18 protein-coding genes and 1 pseudogene are annotated in these 20,939 nt (G+C 64.7%); 16 read left to right on the forward strand and 3 right to left on the reverse strand.

From position 1 onward, the window contains the following. Positions 1-87 precede the first annotated feature (87 nt). The 7 genes from ACN9M1_RS24315 (at position 88) to ACN9M1_RS24345 (ending at position 8,331) form a co-directional block, all read left to right on the forward strand. Positions 88-528: a surface-adhesin E family protein gene (locus tag ACN9M1_RS24315; protein ID WP_426399425.1), complete on the forward strand. Its 441-nt coding sequence runs from the start codon at positions 88-90 to the stop codon at positions 526-528. A gap of 113 nt (positions 529-641) precedes the next feature. Further along, positions 642-3,323, forward strand: coding sequence for a PAS domain-containing protein (locus ACN9M1_RS24320; RefSeq protein ID WP_426399426.1), 2,682 nt, complete (start codon positions 642-644; stop codon positions 3,321-3,323). A 433-nt stretch (positions 3,324-3,756) separates the two neighbouring features. Continuing rightward, a complete protein-coding gene (locus ACN9M1_RS24325; RefSeq protein WP_426399427.1) occupies positions 3,757-4,917 on the forward strand; it encodes an ABC transporter substrate-binding protein in 1,161 nt (386 codons plus the stop codon). A gap of 95 nt (positions 4,918-5,012) precedes the next feature. Beyond that, positions 5,013-5,894, forward strand: a complete 882-nt coding sequence (locus ACN9M1_RS24330) for a branched-chain amino acid ABC transporter permease (RefSeq protein WP_426399428.1) — start codon at positions 5,013-5,015, stop codon at positions 5,892-5,894. Between the two features lie 10 nt (positions 5,895-5,904). Further along, complete coding sequence (locus ACN9M1_RS24335; RefSeq protein ID WP_426399429.1) at positions 5,905-6,804, forward strand: branched-chain amino acid ABC transporter permease; 900 nt, start codon at positions 5,905-5,907, stop codon at positions 6,802-6,804. A gap of 7 nt (positions 6,805-6,811) precedes the next feature. Then, on the forward strand, positions 6,812-7,609 hold the full coding sequence (locus ACN9M1_RS24340; protein WP_426399430.1) for an ABC transporter ATP-binding protein: 798 nt from the start codon (positions 6,812-6,814) through the stop codon (positions 7,607-7,609). Then, the gene (locus ACN9M1_RS24345) at positions 7,606-8,331 is read left to right on the forward strand and encodes an ABC transporter ATP-binding protein (protein WP_426399431.1); all 726 of its coding nucleotides are present in this window, start codon (positions 7,606-7,608) and stop codon (positions 8,329-8,331) included. Before ACN9M1_RS24340 ends, ACN9M1_RS24345 begins: the two co-directional genes overlap by 4 nt. A gap of 115 nt (positions 8,332-8,446) precedes the next feature. On the opposite strand, the gene ACN9M1_RS24350 is transcribed toward ACN9M1_RS24345, so the two are convergent. Then, positions 8,447-9,319: a LysR family transcriptional regulator gene (locus tag ACN9M1_RS24350; RefSeq protein WP_426399432.1), complete on the reverse strand. Its 873-nt coding sequence runs from the start codon at positions 9,317-9,319 to the stop codon at positions 8,447-8,449. Between the two features lie 205 nt (positions 9,320-9,524). Here ACN9M1_RS24350 and ACN9M1_RS24355 point away from each other — a divergent pair, with 205 nt between their 5' ends. The 5 genes and pseudogenes from ACN9M1_RS24355 to ACN9M1_RS24375 all read left to right on the forward strand — a co-directional run bounded on the left by ACN9M1_RS24355 (position 9,525) and on the right by ACN9M1_RS24375 (position 15,523). Continuing rightward, complete coding sequence (locus ACN9M1_RS24355; RefSeq protein WP_426399433.1) at positions 9,525-10,427, forward strand: alcohol dehydrogenase catalytic domain-containing protein; 903 nt, start codon at positions 9,525-9,527, stop codon at positions 10,425-10,427. Between the two features lie 116 nt (positions 10,428-10,543). Then, on the forward strand, positions 10,544-10,861 hold the full coding sequence (locus ACN9M1_RS24360; protein WP_426399434.1) for a YciI family protein: 318 nt from the start codon (positions 10,544-10,546) through the stop codon (positions 10,859-10,861). Between the two features lie 51 nt (positions 10,862-10,912). Beyond that, a pseudogene (locus tag ACN9M1_RS24365) lies at positions 10,913-12,308 on the forward strand (ClcB-like voltage-gated chloride channel protein). Positions 12,309-12,541: 233 nt separating this feature from the next. Then, positions 12,542-14,788 (forward strand): TonB-dependent receptor, encoded by a 2,247-nt coding sequence (locus ACN9M1_RS24370; RefSeq protein WP_426399435.1) that lies wholly within the window; start codon positions 12,542-12,544, stop codon positions 14,786-14,788. Between the two features lie 48 nt (positions 14,789-14,836). Further along, positions 14,837-15,523, forward strand: a complete 687-nt coding sequence (locus tag ACN9M1_RS24375) for a Fe2+-dependent dioxygenase (protein ID WP_426399436.1) — start codon at positions 14,837-14,839, stop codon at positions 15,521-15,523. Positions 15,524-15,588: 65 nt separating this feature from the next. Here the strand turns inward: ACN9M1_RS24375 and ACN9M1_RS24380 are convergent, their stop codons facing one another. Both ACN9M1_RS24380 and ACN9M1_RS24385 read right to left on the reverse strand, forming a co-directional pair. Beyond that, on the reverse strand, positions 15,589-15,735 hold the full coding sequence (locus ACN9M1_RS24380) for a hypothetical protein (RefSeq protein WP_426399437.1): 147 nt from the start codon (positions 15,733-15,735) through the stop codon (positions 15,589-15,591). 143 nt (positions 15,736-15,878) lie between these two features. Next, positions 15,879-16,781 carry a LysR family transcriptional regulator gene (locus tag ACN9M1_RS24385; protein WP_426399438.1) on the reverse strand — a complete coding sequence of 301 codons (903 nt, stop codon included), beginning with the start codon at positions 16,779-16,781 and terminating at the stop codon, positions 15,879-15,881. Between the two features lie 91 nt (positions 16,782-16,872). On the opposite strand from ACN9M1_RS24385, the gene leuC reads away from it, so the two are divergent. The 4 genes from leuC to ACN9M1_RS24405 all read left to right on the forward strand — a co-directional run bounded on the left by leuC (position 16,873) and on the right by ACN9M1_RS24405 (position 20,858). Beyond that, the gene (leuC, locus tag ACN9M1_RS24390; protein ID WP_426399439.1) at positions 16,873-18,288 is read left to right on the forward strand and encodes a 3-isopropylmalate dehydratase large subunit; all 1,416 of its coding nucleotides are present in this window, start codon (positions 16,873-16,875) and stop codon (positions 18,286-18,288) included. Beyond that, entirely contained in the window at positions 18,281-18,913 is a 633-nt protein-coding gene (gene leuD / locus ACN9M1_RS24395) for a 3-isopropylmalate dehydratase small subunit (RefSeq protein WP_426399440.1), read from the forward strand. Before leuC ends, leuD begins: the two co-directional genes overlap by 8 nt. Positions 18,914-18,977: 64 nt before the next feature. Further along, positions 18,978-19,940 (forward strand): prolyl aminopeptidase, encoded by a 963-nt coding sequence (gene pip, locus ACN9M1_RS24400; RefSeq protein ID WP_426399441.1) that lies wholly within the window; start codon positions 18,978-18,980, stop codon positions 19,938-19,940. Positions 19,941-19,952: 12 nt separating this feature from the next. After that, positions 19,953-20,858 (forward strand): LysR family transcriptional regulator, encoded by a 906-nt coding sequence (locus tag ACN9M1_RS24405; protein WP_426399442.1) that lies wholly within the window; start codon positions 19,953-19,955, stop codon positions 20,856-20,858. The last annotated feature ends 81 nt before the right edge of the window (positions 20,859-20,939 follow it).

Below are 20,939 nucleotides of genomic sequence, written 5' to 3' on the forward strand. Positions count from 1 at the left end.
CATGCTACCCGAGGCACCCGGGCGCGCGTCTTGCGAACCGGTTGTTACAATGCAGCCCAGCGGCAGCAAGGTGCCGCGATTCTTGACATGGCAAGGCGGACGGTCGTGAAACGCATGATGTGGCGGTGGATCTGGGTGTGTGGCGCCAGCATGGGCGCCCTGGGTATGGCTGCACCTGCCCACGCCGCGCGCTGGCACGAATACCTGACCACCACGGCGGTGTCGGCTTCCATCGATCGCACCTCGCTGCGCTCAAGCCACACAGGCCACAAGACGTTTCTGGCGCGCACCGTACTCAAGCGCGGCGAGCGCCGTGCCCATGGCGCTCGCTATCGCCCCGGCACGATGATCCTCTCCCGCCAGGAGATCGATTGCCGTCGCCAGCGCATTCGTCTGGTCGACTACGTGGTGCGCGGCCCGGACGGCGCCACCCTCGATACCGATACCGCAGCCGGCGCCCACTGGATGCGCATCCGCCCGAGCACCCTGGCGGCACGTTCGGCCGCCTACGTCTGCGCGCGTCGCTAGGCGGCCACCCCGCGTGCGCCCGGCTCGACAAGGTTCGCGGGGCGGCGCACTATGGCAAGTGCTTCTAACATTGCTGGCCGGCCACGAGGGCGGCGGCGCCAGCTTACCGTTCGATGAAACTCACCCTGAAGTCGCAGGCGGCGATCATGGCGACCGTCATCAGCGTGACGCTGGTGAGTCTGTTCGGCTGGTCGCAGCGCGAGCCAATCCGCCGCGAGATGATGGCGCAGATCCAGTCGCAGCAGACTGCGCTGGTGAAGGAGTCCGCGGCCGATCTGAAGCAGCGGCTCGATACCTACCTGGGCGTGCTGGAACGCACGGCCCGGCAGATGCGCACCGTGCAGTTCGATACGCCGGAACAGGAAGCGGCGTTCTATCAGTCCATCGAGCCGACCAGTGGTCTGTTTGACGGGGTGTTCCTTGCCACCGCGCAGGGCAAGGTGACGGCCACGTCCACGCATCGCCCAGGCGTCGTGGGCGTTGACATTACGGACCGGGATTACTTCAAGGCCGTCATGGTGGTGGATCAGCCCACCATCTCCGCGCCGTTGCGTAACCGCGTGGGCGGCGAACCGATCATCATCATGGCCGCGCCGGTGCATGACAACGACGGACATCTGGTCGGATTGATCGGTGCCACGCTGCTCTTGCTTAAGCCCAACTTTCTTGGCGTGTTGCGCGATATGGGTATCGGGCATACGGGGCACTTCTATCTGGTGGCCCGTGGCGCGAACCCGGTCTTTATCGTGCACCCCGACGCCGACAAGGTGCTCGCCCCGCTGGATGCGGATCCGGCTATCGCCGCAGCGTTCCGGGCGGACCCGGCCACGCCGCCGCAACCCGGGGCCGACGTGGTGGCCACGCAGGACGTCATCGCCACGGGCTGGACGCTGGGCGCCGTGCTGCCTGGCGCCGAGGCCAATCGGCAGCTCTTTGCCATGCACCAGCGTTTCCGCTTGTCGCTGTTGGTGCTGGCTGTCTTGATTGGTGTCTCGGTGTGGGCGGCGATGCTGTGGTTGTTGCGTCCGCTGGCACGTCTGCACGCCGCCATGACGCAACTCTCCCGCACCGACCTGCGCGATGCGCCGCCGCTTGCGCTGGAGGATGCCTCGGCCGAAATCGACGCGGTATCGACGGCGTTCCACAAGCTGATGGGCGAGGTCGCGCGCCAACGCGCCGAACTGGAGGCGGTCAACGATGCCTCTCCGCTGGGCCTGTTCCGTGCCGACACCGAAGGCCGCATTGTCTACGCCAACGAGGCCTACCGTCGGTTGCTGGGCGTGACATACGAAGAAACGCTGGCGCAGGCATGGCTTGCGCGCCAGCATCCGCATGATCGCGACGCCGCCATGGCCGGCTGGCACGATGCCATCCTGCATGGCACCGCCTACAGCGCCGAGCAGCGCGTAATGGTGCCAGGCATGGGCGAACGTCTGGTGGTGGTCAACACGGCACCGGTGCGCGTGGATGGCAAGGTGATGGGTCATGTTGGCACCATTGAAGACATCACCGTGCGAGCGCGCGCGCAGCAGGCGTCCCGCGTGCTGACGAAGATCCTCGATTCCACCACCGACTTCGTTGCGCAGACCGACGTAAACGGCAACGTCACCTACATGAACCCCGCCGGCCGCCGCTTTGCCGGCATTGCACCGGATGCGGACATTCGTGGCATGACCGTCGCGGATTTCTACCCACATGAAACGATGGACTGGCTGCGTGAAGTGGCCGTGCCTGCCGCCGTGCGCGACGGCGTGTGGATTGGCGAGACCACCGTGCGTGGCGCGCAAGGCCAGGTGGTGCCGATCAACCACATGCTCATTGCGCACCGTGATCCGGCCGGGCGCATGGAGTACTTCTCGTCCATCATGCGCGACATCACGCAGGATCGGGCTGCCAAGGAGGCGTTGCAGCGCAGCCGCGAAACGCTGCAGACGGTGACCGATGCCATGCCCGCGCTGGTCGCCTTTATCGATACCAACGAGCGCTTCCGCTTCCTGAATGCCGCCTACGAAAAGGCCTACGGTGAGCCCACTGCCGCCATGCTGGGCAAGACCGTGGGCGAGGTTGTGGGCGACGAGAACTACCACCTCGTGCGCGACGCGCTGCACCGCGCCCTGGCCGGCGAGACCGTCGTCTTCGAGCAAGAGCACCGCAACCGCGACACGTACCGCTGCGAAGAGATCAACTACCTGCCGCAGTTCGACGCGCAGGGGCACGTGGCGGGCGTGCATTCGGTCACGCTCGACATTACTGAGCGCAAGAAACAGGAGCTGCGCCTGCGCGCGCTGACCACCACGGACCATCTGACGGGCCTGCTCAATCGCGCGGGTTTTGAAGAGCGCCTGACCGCCGCCCTGAGCCAGGCGCGCGCCGAGAACGCCATCGGTGCGCTGCTCCTGATCGACCTCGACGGCTTCAAGATCGTCAACGATACGTATGGCCATGCCGTGGGCGACGTGCTGCTGCGCACGTTCGGGCAACGTCTGGCGCGCGCCGTGCGCCCATACGACGGCGTGGCGCGTTTTGGTGGCGATGAGTTCTCCGTGATCCTGGAGCGCTTGCCGTTGCCAGACGACGCGAAGACGGTGGCCGCCAATATTCTTCATGTGTGCAACAGGCCGTTCCGGCTGGGCGAGGCGACCGTGCAGATCGGGGCCAGCATCGGCATTGCCGGTTTCGACGCCAACACGCTGGCGCAAAGCGTGGTGTTTGAAGCCGCCGATGAGGCGTTGTATGAAGCCAAGTCGCGCGGCAAGGGTTTGTTTGTCAGCGCGGATGAGCTGTCCACCGGTTGATTCTGCGCGGTTACCAGCCACGCAGAATTGGGTACGCTTTGCCGAAAAAGCAGCTGCATCGCTCTCTGATGTTGCGACGCAATATCAGCCCCCCAGGCCGGGCGGCGGACAATTCCCTATCGCACGGTCGTACGCTTTCCGGTAAAGTCCCGCGACTGACTGCGCGCGCCGGCCACCCTGGCGCGTTGCATGAGCGCGCTGTACCCACGGCGCCTTCGCTTCACTCTCCGACGCAACTTTCCGCTGCACCAGCCTGATCCGGCATCGTGCATCGGTGGGGTTTGCCGATGTCTGCCTGTCCATGTCGACAGAGCGGTCCACGGCAAGCGAGCGGCCGGACGCGATGCAGGGCGCATGGGGGGGAGCGACGGTGTTGGGCCAACGCACTCTTCGGAACATCGCAATCGCGACGGATAACAAGGAGCAGGTTCACATGCAAAAGACGATCAAACAGCTGCTGTTGACGGCAGTGGCTGCGGGGGCGGCAATCACAACGGACGCGGCAATCGCGGCCCAGGACATCAAGATTGGCGTGGCCGAAGCACTGTCGGGCGGCGCAGCCCAGTACGGCGTGGCCATCCGCAACGGCTTCCAACTGGCCGCTGACGAGATCAACGCCGCTGGCGGCATCAACGGCAGCAAGATCGCGCTGGTGATCGAAGACGAGCAAGGCAAGAAGGAAGAGGCCATCAACGTCTTCAAGAAGCTGATCTTCCAGGACAAGGTGGCGATGGTGTTCGGCCCCACGCTGTCCAACTCAGCCCAGGCGGCTGACCCGATCGCGCAGGCTGCCAAGACCGTCGCGTTCGGCACCTCCAACACGGCAGATGGCATCACCAGCATTGGCGATTTCGTCTTCCGCAACTCCGTGACCGAAGCCGACGTGCTGCCGGCCACCATCCAGACCGTGGTGAAGAAGGCCGGCGTGAAGAAGGTTGCCGTGCTGTACGGTAATGACGACGTCTTCACCAAGAGCGGCTACGACAACTTCAAGAAGGCGCTCGAAGACCTGAAGATTCCGGTGACGACCACCGAAACCTTCGCCAAGGGCGACGTGGACTTCAAGGCCCAACTCACCAAGATCAAGGCGACGAATCCGGATGCGATCGTGCTGTCGGCGCTGATTGCCGAGGGCGGTCCGATCATGGTGCAAGCGCGCCAGCTTGGTCTGAACGTGCCGATCATCGGCGGCAACGGCATGAACTCGGTCAAGATCTTCGACCTGGCCAAGGACAAGTCCGACAACCTGTGGGTGGGTAGCCCGTGGTCGATCGAGAACCACACGGCCGAGAACAGCAAGTTCATCACAGCCTACACCAGCAAGTACAAGGCAGCGCCGGACCAGTTTGCGGCGCAGGCGTATGACGCCATGTACATCGCCAGCAAGGCCCTGAAGACGGTCAAGTTCAGCGGCAACCTGGAAGCCGATCGCAAGGCCATCCGCGATGCGCTGCCGGCGGTCAAGCACACGGGTGCGACCGGCGCGTTTGCGTTCCGCCAGGTGACGGCACGCGGCAAACCGGCCGGCTACGACGCGGTGCAGACGCCGATCGTGAGCGTGACCAAGAACGGCAAGTACACGATCGAGAAGTAACCTTCGATTGGCTTTGAACCGAACCGCGGGGCGTAGCTAAACCTACGCCCCATCGCTTTTTTGTGGTACCTCGCCACACTTTCATCTGACTCATCATGCTGGAACAGCAACTCGTCAATGCGCTGTCGCTCGGCTGCGTGTATGCGTTGTTCGCCCTGGGATTCACGCTGGTTTTCGGCATCCTGGGCGTGATCAACCTGTCGCACGGCGCGGTGTTCATGCTGGGTGCCTATGCGGCGCTGCAGGTCGTGAACCACTTTGAATTGCCGCTCTGGGCGGCCCTGGCCGTCGGCTTTGTCGTGAGCGGCGTGGCCGGGCTCATCATCGATGTGTTGCTGCTGCGACCCTTGCGTCGCCGCAACGCACCTCACCTGATCCCGATGATCGCCACCATCGGCGCGGGCATCGCCATCAACAACGCCATGCAGGGCGTGTTCGGTGCGGAGAACATGCGCTTTCCGGCGGGGCTCGTGTCGGATGCGTCGTTGGACTTGGGCGGCATCCACCTCACGCCGCTTGAACTCGGCATCATCGTGCTGTCGTTTGTGCTGATGGCCGGGCTCATGCTGCTGCTCAAGCGCACGCAACTCGGTCGTGCGTTGCGGGCGATTGCGGAGTCGCCCAAAGCGGCGGCGCTGCTCGGCATCAACGTGGAAGGGCTGTTCCTGCTGACCTCATTTGCGGCGGCTGCGCTGGGTGGGTTGTCGGGTGTGCTGATTGGCCTGTACTCCAATGCCGTGTTCCCGCTGATGGGCCAGCCGATGCTGCATAAGGGCATCGCGGTCATCATCCTGGGTGGCCTGGGCGACATTCGCGGGGCCATGCTGGGCGGGCTGTTCCTCGGGTTTGCGGAGGTGCTGTCGGTGGCCTACATCGGCTCGACCATGCGTGATGCGGTGGCGTTCGGTCTGCTGTTCCTGATCCTGCTGGTGCGGCCGCAAGGGCTGTTCGGCAAGGTGCTGGAACGCAAGGCATAAGGAGACCGACATGGAATGGTTCGACAATTTCTGGTCGGTCTACAGCAACTTGGTGCTGACGCTCGGCATCAACGCGCTGCTGGCGCTGTCCATCTATCTGACGCTGTCGTGCGGCTTGCTGGCGATGGCGCATGCGGCCTTCATGGGCATTGGCGCATACACCGCGTCGTTGCTGACGATGAATGCCGAGATGCCGTTTTCAGTGGCGCTGGCCGGGGGCATGGCGGCGCCGGCTGTGGTGGCGCTCGTCATCGGCGTGCCGGTGCTGCGGCTGTCGGGTGTGTACCTTGCCATGGCCACGCTGGGTTTTGGTGAAGTGGTGCGCGTGCTGATCCTGAACACCGAAGACTGGACCGGCGGCGCGCTGGGCCTGAACGGCATTCCGCAGCTCACGCAGTGGTGGCATGTGGCAGTGGCCGTGTTGGCCACGCTGTTCGTGCTGGCGCGCATGCGCCGCTCGAAGGTGGGCCGCGCGTTCGAGGCCATCAAGGAAGACGAAACCGCCGCGGGCCTGATGGGCATCAACGTGGCGGGTACCAAGCTGCTGGCATTCGTGTTGGGTGCAGCCATCGCCGGCCTAGCGGGCGCATTGAACGCGCACCTGACGTTCTTCATCGGCCCGAACGAATTCGGCTTCGACCGCGGCGTGGAAATCCTCACGATGACGATTCTGGGCGGCACCAACGGCCTGACCGGCCCTGTGCTCGGTAGCCTGATCCTGTCGCTGCTGCCCGAGCTGCTGCGCGCGTTCAAGGATTTCCGCCTGGTCGTCAACGGCGTGATCCTGATGGCGATCGTGCTGTTCCTGCCTAAGGGCATTTGGGACCCGGCGCGTTTTGCGCGCTGGTTCGGCATGAAGCGCGGAGGCACCATGCCCGGCGCGTCGGCTGCTTCCAATGAATCGCACTGAGGCCGCCATGCTGAAACTCGCATCCATTTCCAAGCGTTTTGGCGGCCTGTCGGTCTTGCAGGACGTCAATATCGAAGTGCCGCAGGGCTCGATCTTTGGTTTGATCGGCCCCAACGGCGCGGGCAAGACGACGGTGTTCAACCTGATCACCGGGCTGCTCACGCCCACGGGCGGTTCGCTTACCTTCAACGGCGACAACCTCGTCGGCAAGAAGCCGCACCAGATCACGCAGATGGGCATCGCCCGCACGTTCCAGAACATCCGTATCTTCAAGGAGATGACGCTGCTGGAGAACGTCGTGGTCGGCATGCATCGGCATCTGGACTACGGCGCGCCGGGGCTGCTGTTCTCGCTGCCCAAGTACCGCGCTGCCGAGCGCCGCGCGCGCGACCGTGCGCTGGAGCTGCTCTCGTGGGTCAAGCTCGATCACAAGGCGCATGACATTGCCGACAACCTGTCGTACGGCGACCAGCGCAAGCTCGAACTCGCACGCGCCTTGGCCACCGAACCCAAGCTGCTGCTGCTCGACGAGCCCGTCGCCGGCATGAACACGGGCGAGAAGGTCGACCTGATGACCGAGATCGAGAACATCAAGGCGCGCGGCTACACGATCTTCATGATCGAGCACGACATGCGCTTCGTGATGGGGTTGTGCGAACGCATTGCCGTGCTGAACTTCGGCCGCATCATCGCCGAAGGGCCGCCGGACGCGATCCGCAACAACCCGCAAGTCATCGAGGCCTATCTGGGCCGCGATGATGACGATGAAGCCGACGGCAATGCCGCGCAGAAGGAGACGGCATGACCACGCTGCTGGAAGTCAAAGGGCTGGATGTGTCGTATGGGCACATCGCGGCCGTCAAGGGCATCGACTTTGCGCTCAAGACCGGCGAGATCACCTCGCTGGTGGGTGCCAACGGCGCGGGCAAGTCGACTACGCTGCTGGCGCTGTCGGGGCTGATCCCGAAGTCGCAGGGCGCGGTGCGCGGCCAGATCCTGTTTGAGGGCGAGGACGTCACGCAGTGGTCGGCGCATAAGCGCGTGGAACGCGGCATCGTGCAGGTGGCCGAAGGTCGCGCGACGCTCACCACGATGACGGTGCGCGAGAACCTGGAATTGGGCGCTTACACCCGCAAAGACAAGAGTCAGATCGCCTCGGATCTCGAGCGCGTGTTCCACCTGTTCCCGCGGCTGAAGGAGCGCATCGATGGCCTGGCCGGCAACCTGTCGGGCGGCGAGCAGCAGATGCTCGCCATCGGCCGCGCGCTGATGGCCCGCCCGCGTGTGCTGTTGCTCGATGAACCGTCGATGGGCCTGGCGCCGATCATCGTGCAGGAGATCTTCCGCATCCTGCGCACCATCAACGCCGAAGGGCTGACGATCTTCCTGGTCGAGCAGAACGTGCGGCAGGCGCTGAAGATCGCGCAGCACGGCTATGTGCTCGAAACCGGCCAGATCGTGCTGGCGGACAGCGGGAAGAATCTGCTGGGCAACCCGCGCGTACTCGAAGCCTATCTGGGCGGCTGAGGGCCGACGCGACTCCGCACAACCGGCGCTGCTTGCTAGCGCCGGTTTTTTATTGCCGGGCGTACCCGTTTCTGCGTGCCCGAAAACGCGAAAGCGTACCCGTTTCTGCGTGCGTTCAATGCCCCGCCAAAACGTGTCGTTGTGTGTCGAATAGCGCGATCAAGGCGTCGGCCACGGCGCGCACACGCGGTGATCTGCGCACGTCCGGATGAATGGCCAGCCAGATTTCACGGTGCAGCGCGGGGTCATCGACGGGCAGTCGGCGCAAAAGCGTACCCGTTTCTGCGGGCGCGCCGAGGAAGTGCGGCAGCGCTGCCACGCCCAATCCGGCCAGCGCTGCCTGATGCATGGCGAGCAGATCGCTGCAGCGTAAAACGATGCGGCGTTCACCCGCGTACGCATCCAGCCAGCGCTGCTGCGGCACGTGGCGCAAACCTTCGTCGTAGCCGATGAACTCCCACTCCGCTTCGGGGCGAGCGAGCACCTCGGCCGTTGCATAGAGGCCGTACCCGAGACTGCCCAGCGGCCGGGTGGCCAGTGTGGAAGCCGTCGGCCGAGACAGGCGGATCGCCAGGTCAGCCTCGTGCGCCATCAGGTTGGCGTTGCGCTTCTCACCCAGCAAGACCACGTCGATACCCGGCCACTGCCGACGCAGCGTTGCCAAGTTCGGTGCGATCACGTGGCTAGCCACCGTGGGCGGGGCCGAGATGCACACCGTCCCCCGCAGGCTGCCCGCACCGGCGGCCGCACGTGCGAAGCCGGCCGCTTCCTGCTCCATGCGTTCGGCGCGTTCTGCCAGCGCGCTGCCTTCTGCGGTCAATCGCCAGCCGCGCGGCAGGCGGTCGAACAATCGCACACCGAGCGATTGCTCCAGCGCATCGGCACGCCGCGCGACGGTGGTGTGCTCCACCTCCAGACGGCGGGCAGCGGCCGACAGGCTCCCCTCGCGCGCCAGCACGAGGAAATAGCGCACGTCATCCCACTGCAAGGAAGAGGAGGGTTCGGCCGCTGCCGCACGCGCTTGCGCGCGGGCGCTTTTTGGCCGATCCGGGCCTTTTTGCACAGAAAGTGATCAGTTTTTAGGAATTCCCGGGTAATTCTGAACGGAATACGCTTGTTGCACAACGTGACGAACGCAGACCGCGTCATCCCGAAAATCGAAAAGCGTACCCAATTCTGCGAGGACATTTGCCATGCACGCCAAGGTGATTCAACTCCGCGAACCCGGTCCAGCATTGGGTTTGCAGCCTGCAAACCTGATGCTGCCGCCACCTGAGCCGGGTGCATTGACGGTGCGGCACACGGCGGTCGGCGTGAACTTTGTCGATGTGTATCACCGCACGGGCTTGTATCCGGTGCCGGCGTTTCCGGCGGTGCTCGGTGTGGAGGGCGTTGGCGTGGTGGAGGCCCTGGGGTCAGACGTGCGCGGCTTTGTGATTGGCCAGCGTGTGGCGTGGGCCGGGCTGATGGACGGCGCGCCCGGCGGTTACACGAGTCACCGCACTCTCCCCGCTGAACGCGCGATTGCCTTACCCGATACGCTGGATGACGAAACCGTGGCGGCGACCTTGGTACGCGGCATCACCGCGCACATGTTGCTGACGCGGGTACGGCAACTGCGCCCCGGCGATACGGTGCTCGTACACGCCGCAGCCGGCGGCCTGGGCGTGCTGTTGGTGCAGTGGGCCAAGCGCCTGGGTGCGCGCGTGATCGGCACGGTCAGCAACGAAGCCAAGGCCGCAATCGCGCTGGGCCATGGCGCGGACCACGTCGTGCTGTACCGCCAGCAGGATGTGCGCGAGGCGGTGTTGCAGCTCACCGGGGGCCAGGCTGGCGACGTCGGCAACACGCAGACGACCATGTTGGACCTCGCCGCGCTCGGGCCATCACGATCCATTGCGCTGGCGCGCCCGGGTGTGTTCCGCTACATGGCCGATCTGGCGAACTACCGCGCCGGGGCTCAGGCGGCATTGCAGCGCATGCTCGAAGGCGTGCGCGTGCCGGTGGGTGGGGCGTATGCATTGGACGATGCGGCCGCTGCGCACGTGGCGCTGGAGGCGGGGCAAACCTCCGGAGCGCTGCTCCTACGCCCCTGAGCACCACACGCCGCGCAGGGTTTCTGCGCAAAGCGTACCCGTTTCTGCGAGACACTCGGCGAGGTGCAAGCGTCTCGTTTTTCGATCTGTCACCTCATCAACAAGGAGCCCACAGCATGCTGTACCTGATTCTTTTCACTTACACCGCGCCGCTCGAGGCGCTGGATCGCGTGTTGCCCGCCCATCGCGCGCACCTGGACGCGCATTACGCGAGCGGACATTTCCTGATGTCGGGGCCGTTCTTTCCGCGCGAGGGCGGTGGCATTTTGGCGCGCGCTGGCTCGCGTGAAGAGGTCGACGCCATCGTCGCGCGCGACCCGTTCGTCATCGAGAACTTGGTGCAGGTTCGTGTGATTGCCTGGGGGCCCAACAAGCGCAGCGCCGATGTGCCGCAGGCCTGGTTGCCCGATGCCGTCGTCAGCGCGTCGACCTGAAGACGGGATAGTGCGCCGCTATCATGACAGTCCGCCGTTCACGGGACTGCCATGACCGATCTGCCGCCGCCCTCGCCCGATCAACTACCCCGCCCGGCATGGCGGCGTGTGGCTGCGCGGTTGCCGTTCGGGCGCGAGCATCTTGTGTTCGTGTTTGCCGGCGTGATCGGCTGCGCGGGGGCGCTGTCGACGATCCTGTTTCGGGAGTGCCTGCGCCAAGTGCAGTGGTGGCTGTCCGGCACAGACCAGGGTTTGGTGGCCACCGCGCGCGCCTTGCCGTGGTGGGCGCGCCTGCTGGTGCCCACTGTGGGTGGTCTGCTGGCCGGGCTCACGTTGCAGATCGGTTTGAAGTGGATTCCGCGCAAGGGCGCGGAAGACTATATGGAAGCGATTGCCGTGGGCGACGGTGTGCTCAGCGCGCGGCAGAGCTTGGTACGCAGTGCATCGTCACTGTGTTCCGTGGCCAGCGGCGCGTCCATCGGGCGTGAAGGGCCGATGGTGCAACTGGCGGCAATGTGCGGTTCGCTATTGGGCCGCGTGCTGCGGCAGGGGATGCCGGTTCCGGCGGAGCAACTGCGTTTGCTGGTCGCGTGCGGTGCGGCAGCAGGCATCACGTCGGCCTACAACGCGCCCATTGCAGGTGCGGTCTTCGTCTGCGAAATCGTCTTCGGGGCCATCACCACGGCCACGCTGGGGCCCTTGCTGGTGGCCGCTGTCACCGCAGATATCGTCGTGCGCCAGTTCTTCGGTTATGGCGCGGTCTACGCCATGCCGCATTTCGACTTCGTTTCCGGATGGGAAGTGCTGACGTACGCCGGCCTCGGCTTGGCGGCGGGAATGGCGGGGCCGTTGCTGCTCGGCCTGATCGACCGCGCGCGCGATCTCTTTGTGCGGTCCCGGTTGCCGCTGGCGTTGCGGCTGGCGGTAGGTGGGTTGATTGTTGGTGCGTTGTCGACGCGTGTGCCCGAGGTGTGGGGCAACGGCTACAGCGTGGTCAACAGTTTCCTGCATGCGCCGTGGCTGTGGCAGACGGTGGCGCTGGTGCTGATCTGCAAGGTGGCGGCAACGGCAGCCAGTGCGGGCTCGGGCGCGGTGGGCGGGGTATTTACGCCCACGCTGTTCTGCGGCGCGGCGCGGCGCTGGGGCTGCTGTATGGCACCGGCATGCACGCGTTGTTGCCCGACGCTGCGCCCGTACCCATCAGCTATGCGGTGGTGGGCATGGGCGCGCTGCTGGCGGCCACCACGCACGCGCCCCTGATGTCGATCTTGATGATCTTCGAGATGACGCTGTCCTATCAGGTGGTGCTGCCGCTCATGCTTGCGTGCATCACGGGCTATGTGACGGCACACGCAGCCAGGGCCCCTCGGTCTATGCGCGGGCCCTGGCGCGCAATCGTGACGATGCGCAGCACGTGCCGCCCCCCTTTGGTGGCACGCAGAAATAGGTACGCTTTGCCGTCCGCGCACCGGAAAGCGCGGCGCATGCGTCTCTTCTCAAGGAAATTGCGGGAACTTTTCTGATAAATGGCGACTTCGTATTGCTATTGAGAATCGATCTCATTTATATTTGCGTCCGCAATTCATAGTGTGCGTTCGTGCACGGCGGCACGGGCGCAAGAGGGCGTTCCGGAGCGGCTGGCATCCAAAAAGAAGCGCGCCGCCGGAGAAACCACGTCAAATGAACCGCCCGAACCGTCTGAACCGCCGGCCTATGGCCAGCGCGCTGCTGGCCCTGTTTGCCACGCCTACCGTCGCACTCGCTCAACAGTCCACGTCGTCGGCCGCAGTGGCAGCCACGACCACGTTGCCGGAATCCGTTGTCAAGGCCAGCGCCCCGCGTGACGACTACAACGCCGCCAAAAGCTCCCTCTCCAAGCTGCCCGAAAACCTGCGCGACGTGCCGCAATCGGTGACGGTCGTGCCCAAGGCACTGACGGATGCCCAAGGCGGCAGCTCGCTGGCGGATGCACTGCGCAATGTGCCGGGCATCACCATCGGGGCGGCCGAAGGTGGTCAGATCGGCAACAACATCAACCTGAACGGTTTTTCGGCGCGTACCGATATCTATCTGGATGGCTTCCGCGATCGTGGCCAGTACTACCGCGACTTGTTTGCGCTTGATTCGGTGGAAGTGCTGATGGGGCCGTCGTCGATGCTGTTCGGCCGTGGTTCCACGGGCGGCGTCATCAACCAGGTCACCAAGAAACCGAAGCTGAAGGCGGCCACGGAAGTCACGGGTTCGGTCACCACCAATGGCCTGGTGCGCGCCACCGCCGACGTCAACACGCCTACCTCTGACACGTCTGCCTTCCGCATCGCCGCCATGGCGCAGAACGGCAAGGCCAGCACGCGCGACGAGATGACCGTGCAAGACATCGGCATCGCACCATCGTGGCGCTTTGGCATCGGCACGCCGACGGAGGTGACGCTGTCCGCGCTGCTGCAGCACAACCGCGACATGCCCGACTACGGCGTGCCGAACCTGAACGGCCACCCCGTCAACGTGAGCCCGAAGACGTACTACGGCTACACGGATGACCGTACCGTGCAGGACGTGGCATCGTTCTCGGCCAACATTGACCACAAGTTCTCGCCCAACCTGCGCCTGCGCAATCAGACGCAGTTCAACTACGTGCAGACGGATGCGCGTGAGACGGCGCCCAACTCGGTGGGCACCGTCAGCGCGACGGGTGCCTTTACGCCGGTGACGAGCAGTGCGCTACCGCTGTCGAATCTTTGGGTACGCCTGCAAAGCCACGACCGCCGCATCCGCGATTACTCGCTGTTCAACCAGACCGAGCTGACGGCCAAGTTCGACACAGGTTCGGTCAAGCACACGCTGCTGGTGGGCACCGAGTTCGGCCACGACGGTTACGACAACCAAAACTACTACCGCAACGGCTCGTGCAACGGTACGCCGCTGGTGCAGTCGAGCATGACGAGCGGCTTTGTCTCGTGCGAGCCGCTGGTCAGCCCGAACTACACGACGTCGCCGTCAAATGCGCCGTCCACGCTGGGCAATCTGCAGGGCGGTTCGGCCAACACTGTGGCGGCGTATTTCAACGATTCGATTGAGTTCACCAAGCAGTGGAAGGCGGTGGCAGGCCTGCGCTTTGATCGTTACAGCGCCAGCATTTCGAACTCGCTGAACTCGGCCAACACGCCGGCATCGGCCAAGATCACGGCGCTGCCGTACGCGCAGCAGACGGTGAACTTCGTCAGCACGCGCCTGGGCGGTATCTGGCAGCCGACGGATTGGCAGTCGTATTACGTGTCGTATGGCACGTCGTTCAACCCGTCATTGGAGCAACTGGTGGGCACCACCGGCCAGCAGAACCTGGACCCGGAGAAGAACAAGTCGTATGAGGCCGGCGGTAAGTGGGATTTGCTCAACGGCGACTTGTCGGTCAGCTCGGCGCTGTTCCAGATCACGAAGGACAACGCGCGTACGCAGGTCGACAGCACGACGTACGTCTCGGCCGGCAAGATTCGGGTGCGCGGCGCGCGTCTGGGTGCGACGGGCCGCCTGACCGACAAGTTGCAGCTCTTCGCGGGTTATACGTATCTGGATGCACAGATCGTCAACGGCATCGCCGCCGGCACGCAGGGCATGGTGCCGGCCAACACGCCCAAGCATTCGGCCACGGTGTGGACTAGCTATACCTTCCTGCCGAACTGGGAAGTGGGCGCGGGCGCGTTCTATATGTCGCAGCGCTACGCCAACAACACCAACACCGTGCAGACCGGCGGCTTCGTGCGCTGGGATGCCATGCTGGCCTACCACCAGCCCAAGTACGACGTGCGCCTGAACCTGTTCAACCTGTTCAACAAGACGTATTACGATGCGCTGATTCCGTCCGATGGCGGCCGTGCCGTGCCGGGCACTGGCCGTGCGGCGATGCTGTCGGTGGTCTATCGCATGTAATCGCCTGGGGGATGGCCCCTCGGCTGCATCCCCGTTTCTTCCAACGCCATGCTCGTCTGCATTCCAAACGTCTTCAACGCCGCGCAGGTGGCTGCGCTGCGCGATCTGCTCGATAACGCGGGCGATGCCTGGGTGGATGGCCGCGTATCGGCCGGCTATTCGGGGGCGCCGGTCAAGATCAACCAGCAGATCGACGAGGGCGCAGAAGTGGCCCTGCAGTGCCAGCAGCTCATCCTGAGCGTGCTGGAGCGGCACCCGCGCTTCATCAGCGCGGCGTTGCCGAACGTGGTGTATCCGCCGATGTTCAACCGCTACGGCGAGGGCATGACCTTCGGTGCGCACGTCGATGGCAGTGTGCGTATCCACCCGCACGACGGGCGCAAGCTGCGCAACGATATCTCGGCCACGCTGTTTCTGTCAGACCCTGCCAGCTACGACGGCGGCGAACTGCAGATCGAAGACACCTACGGCATGCACAGCGTCAAGCTCAATGCCGGAGACCTCGTGATCTACCCGGCGACGAGCCTGCATCAAGTCACGCCCATCACACGCGGCGTGCGCGTGGCGAGTTTCTTCTGGGTCCAGAGCCTGATTCGCGATGATGCGCAGCGCGCCATGCTGTTCGACCTGGACAACGCCATCCAGACGCTCAACCAGACCGGTGCGGACGAGACTGCGCGCCGCACGCTGATCGGCGTGTATCACAACCTCATGCGGCAGTGGAGCGAGACCTGAACTGAGCCTGCAGCGTCACACCGCGGATGGTGCGACGCAATATGCCCGTGGGCTGAATGGCTGGCTTAGCGGCCCGAACGGCGATACAGCTCGGCCATCATGCCGCAGCTTTCCACGTGCAGAGCAACGGCACGGGCGGCTTCACGACGGACGATTTGCCAGAAGCGGGCGAAGCGGGAGGCGGGGGCAGCGTTGAGAGCGACGGTGTTCATGGCGACTCCTTTCTGAGCGATTGAATAGGGATAACCCTAACAGGGAATACCCGAATCTTAGTCAGAATATTGCGGCGCAGCAAATTGATTGCGCCGTCGCTGCCGTTTTGTGGCCGCCGCACGACATCATGGCGATGTATGGATCACTTCCACGTCGCGTCGCGCCCGAACCACGCCGTCAGAAAATCGATGAAGGCCGTCACCTTGGCCGATAGGTGCGTGCGTTCCGGATACACCGCAAAGACATCCGCCACGGGCAGCGCCCAGTCCGTCAGCACGGGCACGAGGCGCCCGGCGTCGAGGTGCGCGCGGACATCCCATTCCGAGCGCATCAAGATGCCGTAACCGGCCAGCGCCCAGAGCACGCCGGTCTCGCCGTCGTTGGTGCTGAGCGGGCCGCGCACCTTGATGGTCTCCTGCTTGTTGCCCCGCGACAGGTACCACGTGCCATAGGCCGCGTCGCTCTCGCGCAGCACGATGCATTGGTGCGATTGCAGGTCGCGCGGGGTTTGCGGCATGCCGGCGCGCGTGAGGTAACCGGGCGACGCGCACAGCAGCCGGCGGTTGCTGACGATCTTGCGCGCCACCATGCGTGAGTCCGGCACCGTGCCGAACCAGATGCCGATGTCGAACGCTTGGTCAGCCAGGTTGACGGCGCGGTCGGTCAACTCCAGCTGTACCTCCACTTCCGGGTAGCGCCGGGCAAATTCCACGATGGCCGGCGCGATATGCCGGCGGCCGAACCCGAAGGTGGCGTTCACGCGCAGCAGGCCCTTGGGCGTACCACGGCTGCTGGAAACGGCCTGCTCCAGCGCTTCCAATTCCTCCAGCAGGCGCGCGCCGGTCGCGAGGTAGATCTCACCTTCATGCGTGACGCTCAGCCGCCGTGTGGTGCGGTTCAGCAGCCGCACGCCCAGGCGCTTTTCCAACTGTGCGAGCCGCGCGGTGATCGCCGGTGGCGTCAAGCCCAACTCGCGCGCCAGCGCCGCCAGCGATCCCTGCTTGACCAGCCGGGTGAAAAACTCCAGATCCGACACGCGATCCATTATTTAAATGAAATGAAGAATAGATAAAGAAGTTCGCTAATTATAAATAGAGTGTGCACGGCTAGACTCCATTCGCATAGATGGAGAAAGCATGGCAAAGACGCTGTATCAAAAGCTGGTCGACACGCACACCGTGGCCCGGCTCGATGCGCAGAACGTGCTGCTGTACGCCGATCTGCACATCATGAATGAGTACACCAGCCCGCAGGCCTTCGCGGGTTTGCGTGAGGCGGGCCGCACGGTGGCGGTGCCCGGCCAGCACATGGCGGTGGTGGACCACATCATCCCCACGCATCCGGTGCGCGTGCGGGTGATTGAGGATGCTGCCTCTGCGCTACAGGCGTCCAACCTGGCAAAGAACTGCGCCGAACATGGCATCGTCCTCTTTGACACCAACGACGCGCTGCAGGGCATCGAACACGTGATTGCGCCCGAGTTGGGCATGATCCGCCCCGGCATGGTCGTGCTCTGCGGCGACAGCCACACCACCACCTATGGCGCATTCGGTGCGCTGGGTTTCGGCGTCGGTACTTCGGAGGTCGAGCACGTGCTGGCCACGCAGACACTGGTGTATCGGCTCGCGCAGGACATGCGCATCCACGTGGATGGCGAACTGCCGACGGGCACCACGGCCAAGGACTTGATCCTCCACATCATCAGCCGCATCGGCGCGCAGGGCGCACGGGGCTACGTGGTGGAGTTTGCCGGCAGCGCCATCACCGCGCTCTCGATGGAAGCGCGCATGACCCTGTGCAACATGGCGGTGGAGGCCGGTGCGCGCGGTGCGCTGATCGCCCCCGACGTTAAGACCACGCGCTATGTGCTCGAGCACGCGAGGGGCGTGGTGCACACCCGCGCAAGCGAAGCCCTGGCCGACTGGCAACAACTCTTTAGCGATGCCGATGCGCACTTTGATGCCGAACACTGCTTCAACGCCAATGAGATCGCGCCCTACGTGACGTGGGGCACCAGCCCGGACCAAGCCATTCCGGTGACAGGTACGGTGCCGCAGGCGGACGCAGCGTCTGCGCAGGCGCTGCGCTACACGGGCCTGCAAGCTGGCTGCCCCATCGAGGGCGTACCGGTGCAGCGCGTGTTTATCGGCTCGTGCACGAATGCGCGCATAGAAGACCTGCGCGCCGCGGCCGCCATCGTGCGCGGTCGACGTGTGGCTGACGGCGTGCGTGCGATGGTCGTGCCGGGCTCGGGTGCGGTGCGTCGCCAGGCCGAGCAGGAAGGCATTGCCGATGTGCTCATCGCTAGCGGTTTTGAATGGCGCCAGCCGGGTTGCTCGATGTGCCTAGCGATGAACGACGACTTCCTCGCGCCGGGCGAGCGCTGTGCCTCCACCACCAACCGCAACTTCGAAGGGCGCCAGGGTCGCGGCGGCATCACGCATCTGATGAGCCCGGCCATGGCGGCCGCTGCGGCCATCACTGGCTGCATCACCGACGTCCGCAAACTGCAAGCGCAGCCGCAACCTCACACGGAGACCACGCATGCCTGAGGCCACGTACATCGAAGGCATCGCCGCGCCGTTGCCCACGCCTAACTTGGACACCGATCAGATCATGCCCAAGCAGTTCCTGCGGGGCATCGACAAGGCGGGGCTCGACAAGGGGCTGCTCTACGACCTGCGCTATGACGCCGATCACCAACCGCGCAGCGATTGCGTCCTCAACCAGCCGGCGTACCAGGGCGCGTCCATCCTGGTGGGTGGCAGCAACTTCGGGTGCGGCTCCAGCCGTGAGCACGCGGTCTGGGGGCTGCAGCAGTTCGGCATTCGCGCGGTCATCGCGCCGAGCTTTGGCGAGATCTTCTACAGCAATGCGATGAACAACGGGCTGCTGCTGGTGATGCTCGACCCGGCCGACGTGCAACGCATCCTGGCCGATGTAGCGAACCCGGCCACGCACCGCATCGCCATCGATGTGCAGACCATGACGGTGAAGAGCCACAGCGTGGCGGTGCCGTTCACGCTGTCGGAGCGGCATCGCCACATGTTCCTGCATGGTCTGGACATGATTGGCGCGACGCTCGCGCGCTGGAGCGAGATCGACGCGTTCCAGCAGGCGCATTGGCACACGCGCCCGTGGCTGCGCGACATCGCGGCGACCACGCGCACACGCTGAGCGGCAGCAGGCAACGTGGGCAACGGCGCTACACTCAAGCACCGTTCACGCTCCCCCCATCCCCATGACTGCCACGACCGCACTGCGCACGCTGTATCCGCCCATCGAACCGTATGAAACCGGCATGCTTGACGTGGGCGATGGCCACACCATCTATTACGAACGCGTCGGCACACCGGGCGCAAAGCCGGCTGTGTTCCTGCACGGCGGGCCGGGTGGCGGTGTGTCAGCCGACCACCGCCGCCTGTTCGACCCCGCACGCTACGACGTGATGCTGTTCGACCAGCGCGGCTGCGGCCGCTCCACGCCGCATGCGGGGCTGGAGGCCAACACCACCTGGCACCTCGTGGCAGATATCGAACGTCTGCGCGCGATTGCCGGTGTAGAACGCTGGTTGGTCTTCGGCGGTTCGTGGGGCTCGACGTTGGCGCTCGCCTATGCGCAGAAATATCCGCAACAGGTGAGCGAGCTTGTATTGCGCGGCATCTACACCGTCACGCAGGCGGAGCTGCGCTGGTACTACCAGTACGGCGTGTCGGAGATGTTCCCCGAGAAATGGGCACGCTTTCAGGCACCGATTCCCGAGGCCGAGCGCGGCGACATGATTGCCGCGTACCGCAAAGTCCTCACCGGCGCGGATACCGCCAAGCAGATCGAAGCCGCCCGCGCCTGGAGCGTGTGGGAGGGCGAGACGATCACGCTGCTGCCCGACCCGAGCAACAGCGCCAAGCACGCGGATGACCATTTCGCGCTGGCCTTCGCGCGCCTGGAGAACCACTATTTCACGCACCAATGCTGGCTGGAGGAAGGCCAGTTGCTGCGCGAGGCGCACAAGCTGGCGGGCATTCCGGGCGTGATCGTGCATGGCCGCTACGACATGCCGTGCCCCGCGCGCTATGCCTACGCGCTGCATCAAGCGTGGCCCGATTCGGACTTCCACCTGATTGAAGGCGCTGGCCACGCATGGTCGGAGCCCGGCATCCTCGACCAGCTTCTTGCTGCCACCGACCGCTTTGCCGGCAAGTAACAGGACTGAACGATGACGGACTCTGCCGACCTGCGCTTTCTGCTCGCCATCCAGGACAACGGCAGCCTGGTGGCGACGGCGCGGGCGCTGGGTTTGACGCCATCGGCCGTGTCGCAGCGCCTGCAGCAGTTGGAGAAGAAGCTGGGGACGCGGCTTGTCGACCGCACCGCGCGCAGCCTGCGCTTTACGCAAGAGGGCACACTGCTGTGCGAGCGCGGGGCCGAGCTGATCCGCCAGCTCGATGCGCTGTCGGAGGATTTGCACACGCGTCGGGGCGGCTTGGTCGGCACCCTCAAGGTCAACGCGCCGTTGGGGTTTGGGCGGCGCTATGTGGCGCCCGTGATTGCGGAGTTTCAGCAGCAGCATCCCGACGTCGACATCGAATTGACGCTCTCCGACGCGCCGCTCACGGAAGCGGCCGAGCGCTTTGATGTGGTGGTGCATATCGGCGCGCTGCAGGTATCGAACCTAGTCGGGTACGCGATTGCGCCGAATGCGCGCTGGGTGTGTGCATCGCCCGCGTTGGTGAAGCGCTTTGGGTTGCCCGAAACACCAGACGACCTCGCCACGCTGCCGTGCATCGTGCTGCGCGAGAACAAGGAGGATGTCTCGCTCTGGCACTTCAACAAAAGCCGCACGAGCCGCAGCGTGCGCGTGCCCAGCAAGCTGATGTGCAACGACGGCGACGTGATCCGCCGCTGGGCCTGCGAAGGGCGCGGCGTGATCCTGCGCTCGGAATGGGATGTGGCCGACGACGTGCGCGCCGGCCGGCTCGTGCGCCTGCTGCCGGGCTGGAAGCCGCCAGACGCGAACGTGATCGCGCTTACGCATGCCCGCGCGGGGTTGCCACAGCGTACGCGCCACTTCATGCAGTTCCTGCAAAGCCGCTTCAAGCCGCAGCCCCCGTGGCGCGCATGATGAAGCTACGCTGAATCTATGAATCAATCCGGCTTGACCGAAAGCCGGCACGCCCTGCCTACAATTGGCCGCGTCGATTGA

Origin of the sequence: Ralstonia sp. R-29 (genome assembly GCF_049913345.1) — a bacterium.
GTDB lineage: Bacteria > Pseudomonadota > Gammaproteobacteria > Burkholderiales > Burkholderiaceae > Ralstonia.

Excerpts from the sequence above, each read along its gene's own strand:
- pip (WP_426399441.1), top strand. The coding sequence starts at position 18,978 with ATGACTGCCACGACCGCACTGCGCACGCTGTATCCGCCCATCGAACCG.
- ACN9M1_RS24330 (WP_426399428.1), top strand. The coding sequence starts at position 5,013 with ATGCTGGAACAGCAACTCGTCAATGCGCTGTCGCTCGGCTGCGTGTAT.
- ACN9M1_RS24375 (WP_426399436.1), top strand. The coding sequence starts at position 14,837 with ATGCTCGTCTGCATTCCAAACGTCTTCAACGCCGCGCAGGTGGCTGCG.
- ACN9M1_RS24340 (WP_426399430.1), top strand. The coding sequence starts at position 6,812 with ATGCTGAAACTCGCATCCATTTCCAAGCGTTTTGGCGGCCTGTCGGTC.
- ACN9M1_RS24335 (WP_426399429.1), top strand. The coding sequence starts at position 5,905 with ATGGAATGGTTCGACAATTTCTGGTCGGTCTACAGCAACTTGGTGCTG.
- ACN9M1_RS24325 (WP_426399427.1), top strand. The coding sequence starts at position 3,757 with ATGCAAAAGACGATCAAACAGCTGCTGTTGACGGCAGTGGCTGCGGGG.
- ACN9M1_RS24345 (WP_426399431.1), top strand. The coding sequence starts at position 7,606 with ATGACCACGCTGCTGGAAGTCAAAGGGCTGGATGTGTCGTATGGGCAC.
- leuD (WP_426399440.1), top strand. The coding sequence starts at position 18,281 with ATGCCTGAGGCCACGTACATCGAAGGCATCGCCGCGCCGTTGCCCACG.
- ACN9M1_RS24315 (WP_426399425.1), top strand. The coding sequence starts at position 88 with ATGGCAAGGCGGACGGTCGTGAAACGCATGATGTGGCGGTGGATCTGG.
- ACN9M1_RS24380 (WP_426399437.1), bottom strand. The coding sequence starts at position 15,735 with ATGAACACCGTCGCTCTCAACGCTGCCCCCGCCTCCCGCTTCGCCCGC.
- ACN9M1_RS24385 (WP_426399438.1), bottom strand. The coding sequence starts at position 16,781 with ATGGATCGCGTGTCGGATCTGGAGTTTTTCACCCGGCTGGTCAAGCAG.
- ACN9M1_RS24370 (WP_426399435.1), top strand. The coding sequence starts at position 12,542 with ATGAACCGCCCGAACCGTCTGAACCGCCGGCCTATGGCCAGCGCGCTG.
- ACN9M1_RS24405 (WP_426399442.1), top strand. The coding sequence starts at position 19,953 with ATGACGGACTCTGCCGACCTGCGCTTTCTGCTCGCCATCCAGGACAAC.
- ACN9M1_RS24355 (WP_426399433.1), top strand. The coding sequence starts at position 9,525 with ATGCACGCCAAGGTGATTCAACTCCGCGAACCCGGTCCAGCATTGGGT.
- ACN9M1_RS24360 (WP_426399434.1), top strand. The coding sequence starts at position 10,544 with ATGCTGTACCTGATTCTTTTCACTTACACCGCGCCGCTCGAGGCGCTG.
- ACN9M1_RS24320 (WP_426399426.1), top strand. The coding sequence starts at position 642 with ATGAAACTCACCCTGAAGTCGCAGGCGGCGATCATGGCGACCGTCATC.
- leuC (WP_426399439.1), top strand. The coding sequence starts at position 16,873 with ATGGCAAAGACGCTGTATCAAAAGCTGGTCGACACGCACACCGTGGCC.